The organism is Streptomyces sp. NPDC005803, assembly GCF_040630435.1.
Taxonomy (GTDB): Bacteria; Actinomycetota; Actinomycetes; order Streptomycetales; family Streptomycetaceae; genus Streptomyces.
On the sequence record NZ_JBEXXO010000017.1, the window covers coordinates 1 to 18,206 of the forward strand.

The window sequence follows — 18,206 nt, forward strand, 5'->3', positions numbered from 1 at the left end:
GGGGACGGCTGATCAGCCGTCCCCACCGCTGCTGCACAGCCCGCCCCAGCCCCACCGCTCGCCCGATGCATCCAGGCACATCGTGCATCTCTGGCTCCCGTCTGGCGGCGACAGGTCTCCACGAGTTCCCAGAACTTCTCAAGGTTCACGAAGAGCACCCTGCCAGGCACCCACAGACGACGGACGGGCCACCTGACGCCATCATCACGTCCGCGAAAGCCAGATCGTTTGAGACAGTCACCGGCCCGCAGTCTCAGAACATCTGGCACCCCTGGGCAAGCCAGCGTCACGTCAACTGCCACCTGCGCTGCGACAGGACACGAGTGACGAGAGGCTGAAACGGTCGGGATCAGTCGTCTCCGGAGGCGCGCCGCGCGAGGCTCTCACGCAGTCCGGCCAGCCGGTCGATCTCGGCGTCGAGGGCGGCGAGCCTGCGGCCGACAATCCCAGACGTGGGGGTGCCCGGATCGATGGAGCCGCACCGCGGCGGTGGGTCCTGAGTGAGCAGATGGAGGCGGTCGGCGCAGCTGCGCAGGTCCTCGATGGTGAGTCCTAGGGTCAGTAGGTCGCGGATGATGCGGACTCGTGCGATCTCGACGGGCCCGTATTCGCGCTGACCGGAGGCTGTACGGGCGGGCGGGGGAAGTAACCCGCGCTGCTCGTAGAACCGTAGCGCTCTGGGCGTGGTACCTGCCGCTGCTGCCGCTTCACCGATCCGCATCCTGCCCACTCCCCGTCCTCGGCCCGCCCACAGCTGCCGAACGGGTGCTAAGCCACCACAGCTACAGCTCCACGACGACGGCCCCGAAGTGCCTTCCTTCGATCATTTCCTGCAACGCCTGCGGTGCGCGATCGATGCCCGCGATCCGTACATGGGGGAAGCTGATTTCCCCGGAGCGCAGCCAGTCGCCGAAGCGTTTGGTCCACTCCTTCTCCACATCGGGGTGGTCCGCGCCGCTGTACCCGCGTAGCGAGATGCCTTTGACGAAGAGGCGGAAGGCGTCGATCTCCACCGGCGCACTACCGCCGGCCCGTTGCGCCGACATCTGCCCCGACAGGGCTCCGACCAGAGCGAACCGCGCACCCTGCCGCGCCGCACCGAGGGCCGCGACCAGTTGCTCGCCTGCGACGGTGTCCACCAAGACATCGATGCCCTCGGGCGCCGCCTCCGCGAGCTGGGCTGCGATGGGCCCGGCTCCTCGCAGCACGACCGCGTCGTAACCGAGCTCGGAAACCAGCCGCTCGGCCTTCTCCGGCGAACCGGTGCTGCCAATCACCCTCCTGGCGCCCAGCAGTCGGGCCATCTGCCCGGCCAGGGAGCCCACCGCTCCCGCCGCTCCGGTGACGAAGACGATGTCCCCCTCGCGAACGTCGGCAAGGCGGGTCAGCGCGCCGTAGGCGGCCGATCCTGGGGAGAGGTACGCGACCGGATCGGGCAGCGCGCCGTCCAAAGGGGTGCACTCGGTGGCGGCCACCAGGGCGTACTCCCGCCAGCCGAGCATGTGGGCGACGGTATCGCCGGTGCGCAGCGGACTGTCGGCGGGCCCGGCCACGACCTCGCCAACGGCGGGACCGAACAGCACATCCCCGCTGCGCAGTGGCGGCAGCGGCACGCCGTCGACCTCCCCGCCGATCAGGGTTCGCAGGCCGGGAAAGACCAGGAAGTGCCGGTTCCTGACCAGAACTTGGCCTGCCCCGGGCTCGGGCAACGGCGTCTTGACGACGGCGAAGTGTTCCCGTGAGGGCAGTCCCTCAGCAATGGTGGCGGCGAGCCGGACTTCACGGGCGGTGCGGGGCAGGGCTGCGGTCATGTTTGGCCTCCTGGGCAGGTTCGGGGCAGCGGCACGGCGGGCGTCCGCCGCCGGAATTCGGTGACGGTAACTCCTGACGCGCACGTCAGGGTCAAGCCGATCCTGGCCGGTACTCCAGGGCGCCCCGATTCCGGGCGCGCAGTGCCCGCTCCTCGAACCTGGTGACAGAAAGCCCGCAAAATGGCCCGCGATGACAAGCAGCGTGCCTCGATGGTGACAACCACCTTGCTTCAGGGGATCCAAAAAAGCAGCTCACCCCGTCCCGAAGGTGCCACCTATCGTGCTTCGGCACATTTACATTTGTTGAGCCAGCACGCTGGTAGTCGCCAAGGCAGGCGTGCCGTCACCGGGCCCACCGGGCGGTGAGTGCTGAGCGAAGTTCTGAGCCGCTGTGCAGTCTCAGCCGTCCACCCCGGCTTCCCACTTGCATCGACGCAGCACGTAGTCGCTGAAGGCGTGTCGTCGTCCGAGAGACCCCCGACGCTGCCACGGCTAACCATCACGCCCGACCATCAAGCGGTGCACGTTTGCCGTACTTGGCGGAGCACCCAGAGGAAGGCCTACACAGGGTCTGTTTGGTGCTGGAGAGCCCGACAGACTGCTCCGTCCACTGACAATCGCCCAGCCCAACTCGTCACACGCCACAAGACACAGCTGAGCCAACTCCCGCAGCCCGAGCACGAGCGCACCCGCCTCGCCGTCGACGCTCACGTGCACCACCGGGCGTTCCCCCTCTCGCCGCCCTCACCGATGAAGCAGAACGCGTCTCCTTCGTGGGAGGCCGGTCAGTCGCGTCGAGGTCCGCGGCTGCGGCAAAGAACGCGCCCCTCCTCATCGGTTCCCAGGAGGGGCGGGAATGCCCTCGGCGCGTCTATGTGGCGGCTCCGCGAGGGGCCTTGTCAGTTCCGCTGAGCGCCGACCAGGCCAGTGCGAGAGCCACTGACACCCCGCGCAGAGGATTGTCATCGATGCTGTCAGCCTTCCGGGTCAACACCGCCTCTTCGGACCGAGCGTGGCCGCCGAACGGGCGCTCCAACGCGCGCTGTGCGGCATCGGGCAGGTCGTCCGGCGGTGTCCTACCGGACCGAAGTCCCTCTCGACACGTTATGTGACACCTACGGCTTGACTGACGAGGTGATCGGCGATCCGGCCGGGGCTGCGGAGTCCGGCGCCCCCGCGTAGTCGGGCAGTTCGATGCCGTTGATCGCGCGCCCGACCAGCTCGGTGAACCATTCGCCGGCGAAATCGGGGCGCGGCTCGGCGTCCGGCCCCGCGACGGCGCGGCTGCGGGCGTTCAATCGGCCGATCTCCTGGTTGGCCTCGACGAACGAGCGCATCCGCTCCTCGTAGCGGGCAAACCCGGTGCCGGGGTCCCAGTCGGCGGCGGCCAGCTCTCCCGCCAGCAGGTAGGCGCCGACCAGTGCCAGCCCGGTTCCCTGCCCGGACATCGGCGATGAGCTGAACGCCGCGTCCCCGAGCAGCCCCACACGTCCGCTCGACCAGCGGTCCATCACCACCTGGGCGACCTGATCCAGGTAGAAGTCCGGGGTGTCGTCCAGATGCGCGAGGATGTCCTGGGTCAGCCAGCCCAGGCCCGCCATCCGCTCACGCAGCAGGCGTTTCTGGGCCGCGACGTCACGGTAGTCGACGTCGAAGTCGGCCGAGGCGAAGTAGAACATGGACATCGCCCGGGTGGCGTCCTGGATGGGGCGCAGGAGGACTGAGCGCCCGGCCTCCTCGTCCTGGTGCTCGAGCAGCCAGCGGTCCAGCCCGAACTCGTTGGGCACACTGTAGAAGGCCAGCACATGCCCGAGGTGGCGGAGGTACCGCTCATGCGGCCCGAAGACCATCGCTCGCGTCGACGAGTGCAGCCCGTCGGCCCCGACCACCAGATCGAAGCGCCGCTGGTTGCCGCCCGCGAAGACCACGTCGACCCCGTCCGCGTCCTGGGCGAGCTCGGCGATTCTGTCGCCGAAGATGTACTCGACGGCGTCGCGGGTGTCGTCGTAGAGCACCTGGGACAGGTCCCCGCGCAGGATCTCGATGTCCGCGATGAACCCATCGCCACCGTCGTCATCCACGCGGAAGGTCTCCAGCACCTGCCCGTCCGCGTCCACGGTGTGCGCGCCGGCGGTGTCGGTGCACGCCGCGCGGACCGCCGCGTCCAGCCCCATGCGCCCGATGACCTCCTTGGCGACCCCGCGAGCGTCCACCGCCTGCCCGCCGGCACGCAGCCCGGGAGCCCGCTCCACCACGGTCACCTCGGCTCCCCGCCGGCGCAGCCAGTGGGCCAGCGCGGGCCCAGCGATGCTCGCCCCCGCCACCAACACCCTGGGACCGCTCAGCGGCGCCCGCTGCTCGCCCGTCAGGATCGTGCGCTCCTGCTCGGAGTCGTCGACACCCATCACTGCCTCCCTGCGCTTCCTCCCGCGCTGGAACGCTCCCAGCACAGGACCACCGCCGTCGGTGGATCCAGCAGTATCGACTGCGGATCCGCACAAAACTCATCGGTACGGCCGATATCGCGTCCACGCTCCCGCAAACACCGTAAACCTGGCATGCGCGCGGGGCGGGGATGGTCGTGATCGCCTCGACCCCGGCAGACATCGATGAGAAGCGCCAACCCGATGAGACTCGTATCAGCTCAGACTGGCGGCGTATGGCCGCGCCTACACGCTGCCCTGCTGGCCGTACTGCGCCGCGCCGGCCTGCTGGGCCTGGGCAAATACTCCGTGGATGGGTCGCACGTCCGGGCTTTCGAAGGGCGGCTCATGCCGCCACCCGGCCCGAAGCACCACCTGATCGTCGACCGCCACCGCATCCCGCTCGTCGTCACGCTCACCGGCGGCAACCGGCACGACGTCACCCAGCTCCTGCCGCTGCTGGACGCCGTCCCGCCGATCGGGGGACTTGGGGACGCCCCCGTCGCAAGCCGCGGCGTCTGTATGCCGACCGGGCTACGACTTCGACAGATACCGCCGCCTGCTGGGGCAGCGCGGCATCAAGCCGATGACCGCCCGACGCGGTGTCACCCATGGCTCCGGGCTGGGCAAGGTGCGCTGGCTGGTCGAGCGCACCTTCGCCTGGCTGCGGTGGTCTGACGGGGGTTCCAGTAGGAATACGTGGGGTGGGGACCGTGGGCCAGGTGGGCCGTCTGGACAGGGATCTTGTACGCCGCCAGCCACCCGACGGGGCGGTCGTCGACGACCGCCCACGCGGGGAGCGGAACCCGGGCGCGGGGGCGGTTCTCTCGGTCGACAGTGATCACCGTGGCGTACTTGATGTCGCGGACGTAGTTGACGAAGGTGTCCTGGAGGTCGGTGGAGGCAGCGACTTGGGTGGTGGGCACGGCGCGTGCTCCTTCCAGATGGAGGGTCAGCGGGAGGTGGGGAGTTCGACGGCCGTATGGTCATCGGCGGCCGGCGTCTCCGAGTCGATCACCGTGCCGGCGGTTCGCGAACGCACCCCGAAAGCACTGATGAGCGCGGCGAGCAGGGCCGCGGCGAGCGGCACCCACAGGGCTGCCCGGTAGCCGTCGAGGAGCGCGGCCGGTGCACTCGACGTGGTGGCCGCGACATTGACGGCCGTGGTCGCCGAGAGGCCGAGTGCCGCACCGAATTGGAAGGACGTGTAGAGGAGTCCGCCGGCCAGGCCCTGTTCCGCCTCCTTGACGCCCTCGGTGGCGACGATCGTAAGCGGGCCGTAGGCGAGTGCGAAGGCGATGCCGAGGAGCAGCAGGCTGGGGAGCATCGTCAGGTAGGTCCAGTCGGCGCCGACCGGCAGGAAGAGGACGTACGACAGTGAAGCGATCAGCAGGCCACCGAGGATGAGGCGTGCGTTGCCGAAGCGGGTCACCAGACGGGGGACGAGGACAGGCGAGAGGATCGCGTCGACGCCGATGACGATCATTGCGAAGCTGGTCTGCAGGCTGGACCAGCCGCGCAGTTCCTGGAGGTAGAGGACAAGCAGGAACTGGAAGCCGAAAAAACCCGCGGCGAAGAGGAGTCCGGCAAGGTTGGCGCGGACCAGGGCGCCGCTGCGGAAGATGCCGAGGCGGACCAAGGGGTTGGCGGAGCGGGCTTCGATGGCGAGGAAGGCGAGCAGTGACGCGAGGCCCGCAGCCAGGGTGAGCACAGTCTGGGTGAGGTCGGTGTGGGAGGCACGCTCCACGCCCAGGACGATCAGCACGATCGCGGCGGTGACGGTGAGGCCGCCCGCCAGGTCGACGCTCCGGCCGGTGCGGGCTGGTCGCGGCGACTTGGGTACGAAGGTGAGCGCGGCGAGCAGGATCAGCGCGGAGAGCACCACCGGGGCGAAGAAGACCCAGCGCCAGCTGACCGAGGCGAGCAGGCCGCCGATGACCAGGCCGGTCGAGAAGCCACCGGCCGCGGTGCCCGAGTAGAAGAGCAGCGCCTTGTTACGCGGCGGGCCCTCTTCAAAGCCCGTGGTGATGATGGACAGGCTCGCCGGGGTCATGAAGGCGGCCGCGACTCCGGTGACGAACCGGGCCACGATCAGCATCCAGCCCTCGGTGGCGAATCCGCCCAGCCCGGAGAAGAGCAGGAAGACCGAGAGCCAGAAGACGAACATCTGCCGGCGGCCGAAGAGGTCGGCGGCGCGTCCGCCGAGCAGCATGAAGCCGCCGTATCCCAGGACGTATGCGCTCATCACCCACTGCAGGGATCCGGTGGACAGGCCCAGGTCGGCGCGGATGGACGGCAGGGCCACATTGAGCATGGCCACATCGATGCCCTCCAGGAAGATCGCGCCGCACAGGACGAGCAGGACGCCCCGGTCTCGGGTGCTCAGGGTTCCTGCCGATCTCTGGGTTTTCGTGCTCAGTGGAGTCATGGCGGTTCCTCGATGGGAGAAGGGGGTTAGGGCCGCCTTCCGGCGACTCCTTCACCTTCGGTCAGAGCGAGCAGGCGGAACAACGGCGTTGATCGCAACGTTCGTTCAACCAGGCTTACCGATCCGCTCTACCTGGGGGACCTCCATGGAACGCGACGAACTGGAGTGCTTTCTCCTGCTCGCGGAGGAGTTGCACTTCGGTCGTACCGCCGAGAAGATGCGGCTCTCCCGGGCCCGGGTGAGCCAGCTGGTGCAGCGGCTCGAACGCCGGGTCGGCGCCCCGCTGTTCATCCGCACCAGCCGCCGGGTCGCCCTCACCTCACTCGGCACACAACTGCGCGTGGACCTCGCACCGCACCACCGTGGCATCGAGGATGCGCTCACACGGGCCGCCGCCACCGCGCGCGGGATCGACACGGTGCTGCACGTCGGCTTCGCCAACCCGCTGACCGGCGAGATCGTCATGCAGACGACGGAGGCATTGCGGGTCAGCCATCCCGGGCTCGCCGTGGAGATCTGCGAGGTGCCGCTCACCGACCCGTACGGGATGCTGCGCAAGGGGGACTTCGACGTCCAGCTTCAGGAACTCCCGGTACGCGAGGACGATCTGGGTGCCGGGCCCGCGCTGCTCGCCGAGGAGCGGGTCCTCGTGATCGGCTCGGCGCACCCCCTCTCCGCGCGGCACTCGGTGTCCCTGGAGGATCTGGCCGAGGTCCCCCTGCTCACCCTCGCGGGCGAGCTGCCGGATTACTGGTTGGAGCACCACGTCCCCACCCGTACACCGGCCGGCCGGTCGATCGCCAGCGGCCCCAGCGTGACCAACATGCAGGAGGCCCTGATGCTGGTCACGGGCGGCAGGGGCGCGCTGCTCGCTCCCGCGCACACGGCGACGTACTACGCGCGCCCCGGTGTCGCCTACGTCCCCTTCACCGACGCGGAACCGGTCAGCTACGGCCTGGTGTGGCGGACCGGGCAGGGCACGGGACCGGTCGAGGCCTTCGCCAGGGCCGCCCGGAAGGTAGCGCGGGAGATGGCGCATGGTGATCCGCGCAGTTCGGTGCCGGGCTTGAGCCCTCGGTCCAGGGGCTCGACGTCGTAGACGAACTCGTAGCGGTTCGGGTCGTCCGGCCAGGAACCAGTGGAAGCCAGTGGAAGCCCCCCAAGAGGAAGATCGCGACCAGGTTGATCGTGATCACCAGGCCTGTTCCCGTCCCCGGACACCCCGCCAACATTCGTCATGACTCGTTCAGATTCCTGAGAGCAGCGCCCCGCACGGGTCCGAGCCGCGGTTCGAGGACGGATGGCACGCCGGAGTCAGCGACGTCGCCGGCTACCTGCTGCGCATCGCCGACACCACCCCTCATGCGCAGCGCGGACGCGCCGCCCCCAGCGCCATGCTCGTTTCCCACCTTCAGCAGTCGACCTCCTCCCCATTACCTTCTTGATCAGCCCCGCAATGGGGTCCCCGGCCTCCGGGACGGCATGACTGTTCCCCTGTAGTTCGCATGATCCGGGGGGTGGTGTCACCGCTCCCGGAGGCACTGGCAGACCGCTGATCAGGGGCCTCACCACCGACTCTCTCGGGAAGTTGGGAGGCTCTTCGTCATGTGGGTGCCGGCAGCTGGTGCCGCAGGTATGGCCGGGGACGTACGACCGGAGAGTGCACGTGATCGACACCAGTGACATCGGAGCCTTCCTCGGTCTGGACGTCGGCAAGGGCGAACACCACGCCACCGCGCTGACCCCGGCCGGGAAGAAGGTCCTCGACAAGCGGCTGCCCAACAGCGAACCCAAGCTCCGCGAGGTGTTCGCCAAGCTGATCGCGAAGCACGGCACCGTACACGTCGTGGTCGACCAGCCCGCCTCGATCGACCCCCTGCCACTGGCCGTGGCCCGCGACGCGGGCTGCAAGTTCCCCTCCCTCCCCGGGCCGACGATCCGGCGGATCGCCGGTCTCTATCCCGGCGAGGCCAAGACCGACGCGAGAGACGCGTTCATCATCGCGGACGCGGCTCGGGCGATGCCGCACACCCTCCGCGCCATCGAGGTCGAAGACGAGACCATCGCCGAACTGGAGATGATCATGGGCTTCGACGACGACCCTGCGGGTGAGGCCACCCGGGTGGCGAACCGGCTCCGCGGGCCGCTGCCCCCGGATTCGCCCGCACCTGGAGCGAGTTGTGGGCCCCCGCGTCCAGCGCCCGGCCGTCCTGATGCTGCTGGAACGGTTCGGATCCCGTGCCCAGATCCGCAGGGCCGGACGCCGACGGCACACACCTCGAACATCTGCGATGGCTCATGGCACACCACGAGGCCGCCCGCTTCGCGCACTCCTCAGCCAGAATCCCCGTCGAACACGGAATCGCCCACCTCAAGAACTGGAGGACCCTCGCCCGACACCACACCCGCCGGGACAACCTGCCAGACACCATCCGAGCCGTCGCCGGACCCCTGACCGACCAACAGGCAACCCACCACACGAAGGCACTCGCACCCTCCGGCACGGCCACGTGATCAAAACGCCCACCGCAACCTCAACACGCCCTCACCCCACCATGCACGAGCTCGTTAGTGGTCGGCTCCGGAGGCCCTTCGAGGGTTGACCTGAGCCTTGCGTGCGGGTTCTGGGGTGGCGAGGTAACGGCCGGTCGCGCAGTCCAGGGCATCCTCGTGGGATGGGATCGAGGAAGTCGTCGGTGGGCAGGAAGCGGTCTTCGTGCTTGTCGGATCTGTTCAGACAGGGGCGTGGGAGTGTCAGGTGATGGCGGAGTCGCCGTAATCCATGGGCTCGCTCAGTAGCTCGCTCGCCGCCCGGTGGACCTTCGCCAGGGCGTTCAAGAGGGATGCGCGTTCGGTTTCGGTGAGATCCGCGGTGACCTTCTCCTCGATCAACCGCCGTTCCGCTTCAACCGGTTTCTGTAGCGCACGCCCCGCGTCGGTGAGCCAGAGCCGGACGAGGCGGTTGTCCCGGTCGTCACGGCGACGGGTGAGCAGCCCGGCGGTGGTCATCCGGTCGGCCATCTTGACGACGGTGGGCGTCGTGACGTTCAGTGCGGCGGCGACCTCGCCTGGCGTGCTGCCGTCTCGCTCCCACAGCATCGCGAGCAGGTAGTTCTGTCCGACGTGCAGTCCATGGCGGCGCATGGCCGCGTCGGCTAGGGCTCGGAGGACCTTCGACGTTCTGCCGTGCAGGTCCAGGAACTCAGGCATCGCGGCCTTTCGGTGATGTGCGGAAGCGGTTACCCGAGCCGCAAGCAAGTCGATTGACGGCTAACGATTCACCGACTACCGTTCCCTGCAACTCGTTAGACGGCAAATGACTATGGGAGCCATGATGATACTGGTCACCGGAGCCACCGGGAACATCGGCCGTGAACTCACCCGCGAACTCGACGCGAAGGGCGCGAAGTTACGTCTCCTCGTCCGCGCCCCTGCCCGCGCTGCCGGGCTGTCCGACCGCGCCGAGCGCGCCGTCGGCGACCTGGGGGAACCCCCGACACTGACGCCGGCCTTCGCCGGCGTCGACAAAATCTTCCTACTCACCCAGGGCATCGGCACCGGCTACACCGCCGCCGCCATCTCCGCCGCCAAGGCGGCCGGGGTGAGCCACATCGTGCACCTGTCTTCCCTCCACGTCACCCTTGACCCGCTGCCCGCGATGGCCCGCTGGCATCACGAACGCGAGGAGATCATCCGCGCCTCCGGAATACCCGCCACATTCCTTCGGCCCGGCGGTTTCATGACCAACGCCTTCGACTGGCTGCCCACCATCCGCGAGGGAAACCACGTCCTCGACCCGGTCGGCCCGGGCCGCTACGCGCCGATTGACCCCGCGGACATCGCGGCGGTCGCCGCCCTCGTCCTCACCGAGGACGGCCACCAGGACAAGGAGTACGTCCTCACCGGCGACGAGACGCTCACCGTCACCGAGCAGGTCCGGGTCATCTCCGAGACGATCGGCCGCGACATCGAGGTCCGAGAAGTGACCACACCGGACGAGGCCGTACGGTTCCGCTTCCCCAACGGGGCGCCGCAGGCACTCGCCGACGCCATCACCGAGGGCTTCAACCTTATGCGCGCCGACACCGTCGGGTTCCGGACTGACACCGTCGAGCGACTGCTCGGACGCAAGCCGCGGACCTTCGCGGACTGGTGCGCGCGTAACGCCGACGCGTTCCGACGGCCTGAAACCGCCTGAGCCGAGAGACGACCACGCCCTCTTCCGATTCTGTTGATGGGTATGCCCGCCATGTCGGTCTGCGCCGCCCGCCCGATAGGCCTGACCGCCTCCGAACGCGCACAGTTGTAGAGGGCCTCCTACGGCCACAAGACTGAGCACCGATTGCGGGTATGCGCCCAGGTCGTCCTCCACGCGGCTCGCGGACGCTCCACCGCGCGCATCGCTCGCGAGACGGGCCTGCACCTGGACACGGTCCGTACCTGGCGGGGCCGGTTCGCCGAGCGGGGCCTTGCCGGGCTGTCCGACCGCAAACGGTCCGGCCGGCCGCCATCGTTCACCGCGTTGCAGGTCATCAGCGCGGACGAGAAGACCTCCATCCAGGCCCGCTGCCACCGCCCCTGGCACCCGGGCAGGCCCGGGCCATGCGCGTCAACCACGAGTACGAGCGCGGCTGCGCCCTGGCCTACCTGGCGGCCTACGACGTCCACCGCGCCCTCATATTCGGCCGCTGCGAGCCAAGCACCGGCATCGTGCCGTTCGTGAACCTCGTCGAGCAGGTCATGGCCACCGAGCCCTACGCCAGCGCCGGACGCGTCTGGATCGTTGACAACGGCTCCTCCCACCGGGGACGAAGGCCATCGACCGGCTTACCGCGGCGTTTCCGAACGCTGTCATGGTTCGACGTGCCCAGCCAGGTACGGGTGGATGTGCCCAGTGCGCAGTGCTTTGATCTGGGTGCGCGGCGTGCGGCTGCTCCGCCTGATCCGCCTGCTGCGCCAGCACGGGTCCGCGGTGATGCGGGCCTGCATCACCGCACCGTCAGCCCGGGGCGTCGTAGGCGGCGCGGGCGGCGCGGACCTCGTCCATGTGCTCCTCCGCCCAGCCCTTGATCGCGCGCATGAGCGGCAGCAGCGAGCGGCCGAGCGGGGTCAGTGCGTATTCGACGCGGACCGGGACAGCGGGGATCACGGTCCGCGACACCAGCCCGTCGCGTTCCAGATGACGCAGAGTCTGCGTGAGCATTTTCTGGCTCACGCTCGCCAGCCGGCGTTGCAGTTCGGTGTACCGCTGTGGCCCCTCGGCAAGCGCGTTGACGGCGAGGCTGACCCACTTGTCGGAGATGCGGTCCAGGAGTTGTCGGGCAGGGCATTCGGCGAGGTAGGCGTCGTAGGTGATGCTCGCCTCGGCCCGGCGCTGGGCGGCTGTGCGGGTGGGCATGGCTCTCCTTTCGGTGCCGTACGCACCACGAAGTGCGTACTTCCCGGTGGAGAGTAGCGCTTCCTACGGTGTGCAACATGATCGCTGAAGAGAAGATGCGGGCGGTGGTCGCCCGCGGTTATGGCGGACCCGAGGTGCTTGAGTTGGTGACGGTTCCGCTACCGGAGCCCGGCCCCGGGCAGGTGCGGATCCGCGTCGAGGCCGCGACCGTCAATCCCGTGGACCTGGTCACCCGTTCCGGCACGCTCGTCGAAGCCGGACTGATGGCCGCCCGCGAGCACACAGGCATCGGATGGGACGTCGCGGGCGTCGTCGACCGGCTCGGGGCGGGTGTGACGGCGTTCGCGCCGGGGCAGCGTGTAATCGGGCTGCGCGATCTGCTCGACGTGTCGCTGGGCGCCTACGCCGAATACCTCGTCCTGGACGGCACCGCAGTCGCGCCCGCACCGCCCGTCGCCTCTGCTGCAGCCGCGGCGACGCTGCCGTTGAACGGACTTACCGCCCTCCAGTCCCTCGACCTGCTCGACCTCGCCGCAGGCGACACGGTGCTGGTGACCGGAGCCACCGGGGCGGTCGGCGGCTTCGCCGTCGAACTGGCGGGACGGCGCGGCCTGCGCGTCGTCGCCCAGGCCGGTGCCGCCGAGGAGGAATTCGCTCGAAGCCTCGGCGCCGAATGGATCGTCGGCCGTGACGCATCCGACCTCGCGGCCGATGTCCGCCGCCTGGTACCGGGCGGCATCGACGGCGCACTCGACACGGCAGGACTTGGAATCCGCGCGCTTGCCGCTGTCCGCAGCAGAGGCGCCTACGCCACGGTGGTCGGCGGTTCGGCCCCGCTCCCGTTGCGCGGCATCCGGGTCCACCAGCAGTGGATCAGTGCTGACGGGGCCGCTCTGGCCGAGCTCGCCGCCATGGATCTGACTCTGCGGGTTGCCGAGATCCTCCCACTTGAGCGCGCCGCCGAGGCGCACGATCGGCTTGCGGCGGGCGGGATACGCGGCCGGCTGGTGCTGGTTCCTTGATTCGACCCGGCCGCGCCGGACCGTGCCCGTTGCGGTCCGGCGCATCTGATGTGATCGCCCCGATGTGTCGATCGAACGGTCGGTTCGAAATATCGCCCCACCTCCGCCCCCCGGCCCCAGCTTCCACAGTCCCCCCGGTCGCCCCCGGATCACTGGCCGCGCGCTGCCGGGCCGGGGGCCGGACGGGGACACATCCAGGCCCGCGCGCGACGACGGTGAATGTCACTGGCTCGTGGCGGGATTCCATGACAGCCACGGTGGCCAGCACTCTCGCGCGCTTGTCGCGGCTGTCTGCTTGTCGGGCCACGTGCGGCACCTGAGCCGGTGTGCGGCGTCACAGGGCGGCCTCGGTTCGAGTGACAACGGACAAGGGAAGCACTGTGCGGCCGTCAACAGCCCGCACCTTGCGTAACGGGCATCGTCTGCGTCACGCGCCGCAGGCGCCGATCGCTCGGCAGGCCCGCGAAACGGGCGGTGCCCGCTCCGGACCTGATCGGCCGCGACTTCACCGCCCCGGCGCAGCGTAAGAACGAATGTCCGAGGTCATGGAGATCTTCAATCCGACTTCAGAGCTCGCATGGCGTGCGATGCGTTGAACGGCAGGATGGTGACCGCAACGTGCGGCAGTTGCTCCAGCGCCCTGGACATCTTCTCTCCGGTGCCCCGGTGGAGGAGTTTGCCGAGGGCGTTGGCGTACATCCGCCGGGGCACGAGCACCGTCAGGGATGTGTCCCCGTCCTGTGTGGTCCGGACGACCAGTTCCCGCATCGCATGACGGAGTCGGCGATCGGGGCAGGCCACCACTTCCAGCTCGACCGAGGTCGCGGACGTCGACGCCCAGAGGGCGGACAGTCGGCGTGCGTGTGTTTCGTCGATGGCGAAGTGGACTGCCCGGACGTTGTCAGGGCGCAGCTCGTGGGCGTACCGCAAGGCTTTCAGCGTGGCCAGGTCCAGCGTCTCGACAAGGACGAAGACCTGGTGGCGGCGCGTACGCGGCCGGTCCGCGCCTGGGGGCAGCCGTTCCAGGGCAGCGGCCTCGCGGCGGTACTCGCGGTTGATCCGGATCAGTGCCCACACTCCGAGCGGGAAGATCACGACGACCAGCCAGGCGCCTTCGGTGAATTTCGTGACGGCGAAGATCAGCACGACGGCGGCGGAGACGATCGCCGCGAGTGCGTTGACCGTGATCTTCACCCGGCGCAGTGGCTCACGCCTGCGCAGGTGGTGGGCGGTGAGGCCGGCCCCGGCCATGGTGAAGGCGGTGAACACGCCGATCGCGTACAGGGCCACGAGCTTGTCCACGTTGGCGCCTGTGATGAGCAGCAGGGCGAGCGAGAGGGCGGAGAGGGTGACAATGCCGTTGGAGAAGGCCAGCCGGTGCCCGCGCCGGGTGAGCATCCGTGGCAGGAACCGGTCCTGTGCGACGAAGCTGGCCAGGAACGGAAACCCGGTGAAGGGGGTGTTGGCACCGGTGTAGAGGACCAGCGCGGTCGCGAGCTGGACGAAGACCAGCCCGATGGTTCCCACCGTTGCGTTTCCGAAGGCGAGCCTTGCCTCCTGTGCGATGACGGTCGGGGTCCCGTCGGTGTAGGGGACGGCGTGGGTGAAATGCGCGAGGGTGGAGACGCCCAGGACCAGGACGGCGAGCACGCAGCTCATGGTGATGAGGGTGTGCCGGGCGTTGCGGCCCTGCGGTTCGCGGAAGGCGGAGATGCCGTTCGAGATCGCTTCGAGCCCGGTGAGGGACGAGCCGCCGTTGGCGAAGGAACGCAGCACGATGAAGAGCGACGCACCGTAGAGCCAGCCGTCGCCGGGAGTTCCCAGAGGCACGACACCAGGGGCGTTCAGGTCAGCATGCGGCAGCCCGCCCGTAAGTGCGCGCACCGCCGCGACGAGGAAGACCAGGCCCATTGCGGCGATGAAGAGATACGCAGGCAGCGCGAACATCCGGCCCGCCTCGCGGAGTCCGCGCAGATTCCCGTAGGCCAGCAGCACGATTACCGCCACGGAGACCGGCAGCTGGAGGTGATCGAGCCCTGTCCATCCATTGCCGACCAGATGGGCGAGTGAGATCAGCGCGTTCGTGCCGGCCGATACCTGGACGGCAACGGTGACGATGTAGTCGACCAGCAGGGCGACGGCGGCGACCTGCGCGACGTTTGGCCCGAAGTTCTCCCGGGCCACGACGTAGGAGCCACCGGCCCGGGTGTAGATCGTGACGACATCGCTGTAGCAGAGCGTCAGAAGCAGCAGCACCAGCAGGATCGCACCGGTCAACGGCATGACCATCGTGAACGCGGCTGCTCCGACGACCGGCACGAGGACCCGGAGCATCTCCTCGGAGCCATAGGCCGACGAACTGATGCAGTCGGACGCCAGCACACCGAGCGCCGTCCGGTTGCCCAGTTTCTCCGCACTGACGCTTTCGGTGGTGAGCGGCTCGCCGAGGAGCCGCCGCTTGACGCGGTACATCGGCCGATCAAGGGTCATGTGACCATCAGAACGGGCGGCTGCTCCGGGACTGTGCAGGCACCACCGGCAGACACTCACACGTACTCGCCAGGCCCCCCATCTCCCCTGACACTGCCCCTTGGGTCAGAGTCTGCAGAGTGCCCGCAGCACGGGTTACGCCTGGTCGAGGCACTGCCCGTCCCCGCACCTGTCCGCGATTCGCGGCTGGACGCCTCATGGCAGGCCGTAGACCTCCCGCACGTTGGCCTTGGGCGCAGGAGAACTGGCGGCCACCGGCTCGTCACCTCGGCCGCCGCGAGCGCATGGACGACACCGTCCAAGCCATCGCCACCCTGCCCGCAGACTTGTTCCCGGCTCGAACGTGAGCACCGAGGCCCCACCGATCTCTTCGACGTCCCACCGCTAACCGGGCACGACCTCGTCAGGGCGCTGAGTCCTCCACGTTCGGGGAGATGGCGTAGGCGTGGGTCGGTGACGTGGAGTGGGGCGGATTCTCGGCTGTGGTGACGTGGCCGTTTGCGTCGACGCCGATCGCGCTGTCGAACCTGCTGACTTTCACACAGGTGCCCTTGACGTTACCCAGTTGCGAGCTCGCGCCGCTGAGCGCGGATTCACGCTCGGCGTCAGTGGCGCCGGGCTTCGCGCCGGGGAAGGTCGCGCCGGTCGTCCAGTCGGAGCCGACGACTAGGACGATGCTCGTGGCCGAGGCGCTCTGCTTGAGGTACTTGGTGGGTATGCCCAGCGCATTCGCGACGGCCCGTGCCTGTGCCGACTGCCCTGCGGGGTATGTCACGGACGTCGTGGCCGTCGGTGTGCCCGTGACTGCTGACGTCTGCTCGCTGAATCCCCGGTCGATGAGTGCGGCGGCCACCGCCGCCGCGCGCTTCTGAACCGGCTGGCCGTTGACGGCAGCGCCGTTGCGCACCTGCACGGCGATCGAAGTCAGCGGCACCGGGGGCGTCGCGGAAGCCGGGGCAGAGGGGGATGCGGTGGTTGTCTCGCTGCTCGTGGTGGTCAACGACTGGTCGTTGGCGAGGGTCCGGAGCAGCGCCGACGCCTTGGGCTGCACGAGGTGCGTCTCCCAGACTCCGTTGGTTTTCGTGTCGGCGGTCTGGAGGGTGACGAACCTGAAGCGGCTTGTGGGGACCTTGTTCAGGTCTGTGCCGAGCCCGATCAACTTGGATGGGGAGTCGAGTGCCTTGTCCACGGTCAGCTTGGTAGCCGCGTTCGCGACCTTCCACATCTTGGTGGGGCTGCTGAGCGTTCCGTCGTCCTTGAGTTTGTTGAGCAGGGCTGTGAGGAACACGTGCTGGCCCTCGGTGCGGCCGCGGCTGTCGCTGGAGTCGCCGAAGCCGTGCCGGGTGCGCAGGAACTCCAGTGCTGCGGTGCCCTGCAGGCTGTGCGGGCCCCGTTTGAGTTTGAGGTGGCTGTAGGGGTCGTAGATGTTGGCGTCGACGCACACGCTGACACCGCCGACCGCATTGGACATGTCCACCACGTTGGAGAAGTCGGCCATCATGAAGTGGTCGATGGGTATCCCGGTGAGTTCGTGAACGGCGACCACGCTGCATCCAGGGCCGCCGGCGAGCGCCGTATTGATCATCATGTTGTGCTGCGGGCCCATACTGGGGTGGTCGGTGTCGTGGCAACCGCTCCAGTCCGCGCGCAGATCGCGCGGCACGCTCATCACCGTCGCGTTGGAGCGGTCCGCGGATATGTGCAGCACCATCTCCACGTCGGCGCGCTGCCCGCTCGCCTGCTTGCACGCGCCGCCCAGCTTGCAGTCCTTGGCGCTGGTGCGACCGTCGGACCCGATGACCAGGATGTTGATCGGAGTGCGCCCGAAGGCGTCCGGTTTCTCGTGGCCGGCACCGTCCTTGCCGTTCGCGGACAAGTCGTCGGAGGCGATGTTGCTGTTGAGCTTCCAGTAGGCGTAGGCCGCCACGCCGCCCGTCACCAGCAGCACGAACCCCATGGCCAGGCCGGCGGTCTTCAGCGCCCGCCGCCCGCGTCGCCTCCCGCCGCCGCGGGCCGCCCTATGGGCCGCAGCGCGTCCCCTCGGCGCCGCTTCCGTCTCGCTCCCGCGACCCGTGTCCGCCCCGTCCGTGGATTCGGCGTGGTCCGTGACGGCCGCCGGCGCGCTGGGCCGGCCGCTGTGCGCACCAGAACGGCGCCGCCCGGTGCCGTGGCCCTGATGGCCGTTGGTGGGCTCGCTCAAAGTCTTCTCCTCTGCGCCGTCATACCCAGCCCCCGCCTGGATGGCCAAGTCGGCCGTTCGTTAGGACTGCTCAAACGTTCAATTGGTTGCACTTCGCTCACGTTCCTGTCACACAGTGGCCACGACGACACGCACGGAGCATCACCGCCCGCTCTGAAGCCCGCCTCGCCCCTCACGCCGCACCGTGCACGCCTCAGCGCTGGTGAGCCCGGACGACCCTGGAGTCGACGGACACCAGCCAGTCGACGTCACCCGCCGCATCCGCTTTCGCCTGAGCGGCCCGCAGCATCAGGTCGAACGTGCCGTCCGTCGCTCACCTGCGGAATCGGGTGTAGAACGCTCAGCAAGCCGGCCTCGACCCCGACCAGCTGCCCTTCACCCGCACCCTTCGCATCGCCCGCCGCCACGTCACCGACCAAGCGGCACTTCCCCCT

The 18,206-nt window shown here is 68.8% G+C and carries 13 protein-coding genes and 3 pseudogenes; 6 read left to right on the forward strand and 10 right to left on the reverse strand.

Annotation, left to right across the window (positions count from 1 at the left end; all coding sequences use genetic code 11):
• Nucleotides 1-349: 349 nt before the first annotated feature.
• The 3 genes from ABZ454_RS23465 to ABZ454_RS23475 all read right to left on the reverse strand — a co-directional run bounded on the left by ABZ454_RS23465 (nucleotide 350) and on the right by ABZ454_RS23475 (nucleotide 4,216).
• Entirely contained in the window at nucleotides 350-721 is a 372-nt protein-coding gene (locus ABZ454_RS23465; RefSeq protein ID WP_356323877.1) for a MerR family transcriptional regulator, read from the reverse strand.
• Between the two features lie 61 nt (nucleotides 722-782).
• Nucleotides 783-1,811, reverse strand: a complete 1,029-nt coding sequence (locus ABZ454_RS23470; protein WP_359540517.1) for an NADP-dependent oxidoreductase — start codon at nucleotides 1,809-1,811, stop codon at nucleotides 783-785.
• 1,115 nt (nucleotides 1,812-2,926) lie between these two features.
• The gene (locus ABZ454_RS23475) at nucleotides 2,927-4,216 is read right to left on the reverse strand and encodes an FAD-dependent monooxygenase (protein ID WP_359540519.1); all 1,290 of its coding nucleotides are present in this window, start codon (nucleotides 4,214-4,216) and stop codon (nucleotides 2,927-2,929) included.
• A gap of 249 nt (nucleotides 4,217-4,465) precedes the next feature.
• On the opposite strand from ABZ454_RS23475, the pseudogene ABZ454_RS23480 reads away from it, so the two are divergent.
• Nucleotides 4,466-4,901: pseudogene (locus ABZ454_RS23480) on the forward strand (transposase); the annotation flags it as partial.
• Here the strand turns inward: ABZ454_RS23480 and ABZ454_RS23485 are convergent.
• Nucleotides 4,840-5,160 (reverse strand): hypothetical protein, encoded by a 321-nt coding sequence (locus ABZ454_RS23485; protein WP_359540856.1) that lies wholly within the window; start codon nucleotides 5,158-5,160, stop codon nucleotides 4,840-4,842. The pseudogene ABZ454_RS23480 and the gene ABZ454_RS23485 sit on opposite strands and share 62 nt — an antisense overlap.
• Before the next feature lie 26 nt (nucleotides 5,161-5,186).
• The gene (locus ABZ454_RS23490; RefSeq protein WP_359540846.1) at nucleotides 5,187-6,620 is read right to left on the reverse strand and encodes an MFS transporter; all 1,434 of its coding nucleotides are present in this window, start codon (nucleotides 6,618-6,620) and stop codon (nucleotides 5,187-5,189) included.
• A 187-nt stretch (nucleotides 6,621-6,807) separates the two neighbouring features.
• Here ABZ454_RS23490 and ABZ454_RS23495 point away from each other — a divergent pair, with 187 nt between their 5' ends.
• Both ABZ454_RS23495 and ABZ454_RS23500 read left to right on the forward strand, forming a co-directional pair.
• Nucleotides 6,808-7,761, forward strand: coding sequence for a LysR family transcriptional regulator (locus ABZ454_RS23495; protein WP_359540521.1), 954 nt, complete (start codon nucleotides 6,808-6,810; stop codon nucleotides 7,759-7,761).
• 567 nt (nucleotides 7,762-8,328) lie between these two features.
• Nucleotides 8,329-8,932, forward strand: a pseudogene (locus tag ABZ454_RS23500) (IS110 family transposase); the annotation flags it as partial.
• A 484-nt stretch (nucleotides 8,933-9,416) separates the two neighbouring features.
• Here the strand turns inward: ABZ454_RS23500 and ABZ454_RS23505 are convergent.
• Nucleotides 9,417-9,872 carry a MarR family winged helix-turn-helix transcriptional regulator gene (locus ABZ454_RS23505; protein ID WP_359540523.1) on the reverse strand — a complete coding sequence of 152 codons (456 nt, stop codon included), beginning with the start codon at nucleotides 9,870-9,872 and terminating at the stop codon, nucleotides 9,417-9,419.
• A 121-nt stretch (nucleotides 9,873-9,993) separates the two neighbouring features.
• On the opposite strand from ABZ454_RS23505, the gene ABZ454_RS23510 reads away from it, so the two are divergent.
• Both ABZ454_RS23510 and ABZ454_RS23515 read left to right on the forward strand, forming a co-directional pair.
• Nucleotides 9,994-10,860: an NAD(P)H-binding protein gene (locus ABZ454_RS23510; RefSeq protein WP_359540526.1), complete on the forward strand. Its 867-nt coding sequence runs from the start codon at nucleotides 9,994-9,996 to the stop codon at nucleotides 10,858-10,860.
• Between the two features lie 144 nt (nucleotides 10,861-11,004).
• A complete protein-coding gene (locus tag ABZ454_RS23515) occupies nucleotides 11,005-11,385 on the forward strand; it encodes a helix-turn-helix domain-containing protein (protein WP_359540528.1) in 381 nt (126 codons plus the stop codon).
• A 276-nt stretch (nucleotides 11,386-11,661) separates the two neighbouring features.
• On the opposite strand, the gene ABZ454_RS23520 is transcribed toward ABZ454_RS23515, so the two are convergent.
• The gene (locus ABZ454_RS23520) at nucleotides 11,662-12,060 is read right to left on the reverse strand and encodes a helix-turn-helix domain-containing protein (protein ID WP_356323911.1); all 399 of its coding nucleotides are present in this window, start codon (nucleotides 12,058-12,060) and stop codon (nucleotides 11,662-11,664) included.
• Between the two features lie 77 nt (nucleotides 12,061-12,137).
• Between ABZ454_RS23520 and ABZ454_RS23525 the strand changes: the two genes are divergently transcribed.
• A complete protein-coding gene (locus ABZ454_RS23525) occupies nucleotides 12,138-13,082 on the forward strand; it encodes an NADP-dependent oxidoreductase (protein WP_359540532.1) in 945 nt (314 codons plus the stop codon).
• A gap of 555 nt (nucleotides 13,083-13,637) precedes the next feature.
• On the opposite strand, the gene ABZ454_RS23530 is transcribed toward ABZ454_RS23525, so the two are convergent.
• From ABZ454_RS23530 to ABZ454_RS23540, 3 genes and pseudogenes are all read right to left on the reverse strand, one after another.
• Entirely contained in the window at nucleotides 13,638-15,572 is a 1,935-nt protein-coding gene (locus ABZ454_RS23530; protein ID WP_359540533.1) for an APC family permease, read from the reverse strand.
• 403 nt (nucleotides 15,573-15,975) lie between these two features.
• Nucleotides 15,976-17,772 (reverse strand): LCP family protein, encoded by a 1,797-nt coding sequence (locus ABZ454_RS23535; RefSeq protein ID WP_359540536.1) that lies wholly within the window; start codon nucleotides 17,770-17,772, stop codon nucleotides 15,976-15,978.
• Between the two features lie 199 nt (nucleotides 17,773-17,971).
• A pseudogene (locus ABZ454_RS23540) lies at nucleotides 17,972-18,076 on the reverse strand (IS5/IS1182 family transposase); the annotation flags it as partial.
• Between the last annotated feature and the right edge of the window lie 130 nt (nucleotides 18,077-18,206).

Coding starts and splice junctions, on each gene's coding strand:
- ABZ454_RS23465 (WP_356323877.1), bottom strand. CDS start 721: ATGCGGATCGGTGAAGCGGCAGCAGCGGCAGGTACCACGCCCAGAGCG.
- ABZ454_RS23530 (WP_359540533.1), bottom strand. CDS start 15,572: ATGACCCTTGATCGGCCGATGTACCGCGTCAAGCGGCGGCTCCTCGGC.
- ABZ454_RS23505 (WP_359540523.1), bottom strand. CDS start 9,872: ATGCCTGAGTTCCTGGACCTGCACGGCAGAACGTCGAAGGTCCTCCGA.
- ABZ454_RS23470 (WP_359540517.1), bottom strand. CDS start 1,811: ATGACCGCAGCCCTGCCCCGCACCGCCCGTGAAGTCCGGCTCGCCGCC.
- ABZ454_RS23525 (WP_359540532.1), top strand. CDS start 12,138: ATGATCGCTGAAGAGAAGATGCGGGCGGTGGTCGCCCGCGGTTATGGC.
- ABZ454_RS23475 (WP_359540519.1), bottom strand. CDS start 4,216: ATGGGTGTCGACGACTCCGAGCAGGAGCGCACGATCCTGACGGGCGAG.
- ABZ454_RS23510 (WP_359540526.1), top strand. CDS start 9,994: ATGATGATACTGGTCACCGGAGCCACCGGGAACATCGGCCGTGAACTC.
- ABZ454_RS23495 (WP_359540521.1), top strand. CDS start 6,808: ATGGAACGCGACGAACTGGAGTGCTTTCTCCTGCTCGCGGAGGAGTTG.
- ABZ454_RS23520 (WP_356323911.1), bottom strand. CDS start 12,060: ATGCCCACCCGCACAGCCGCCCAGCGCCGGGCCGAGGCGAGCATCACC.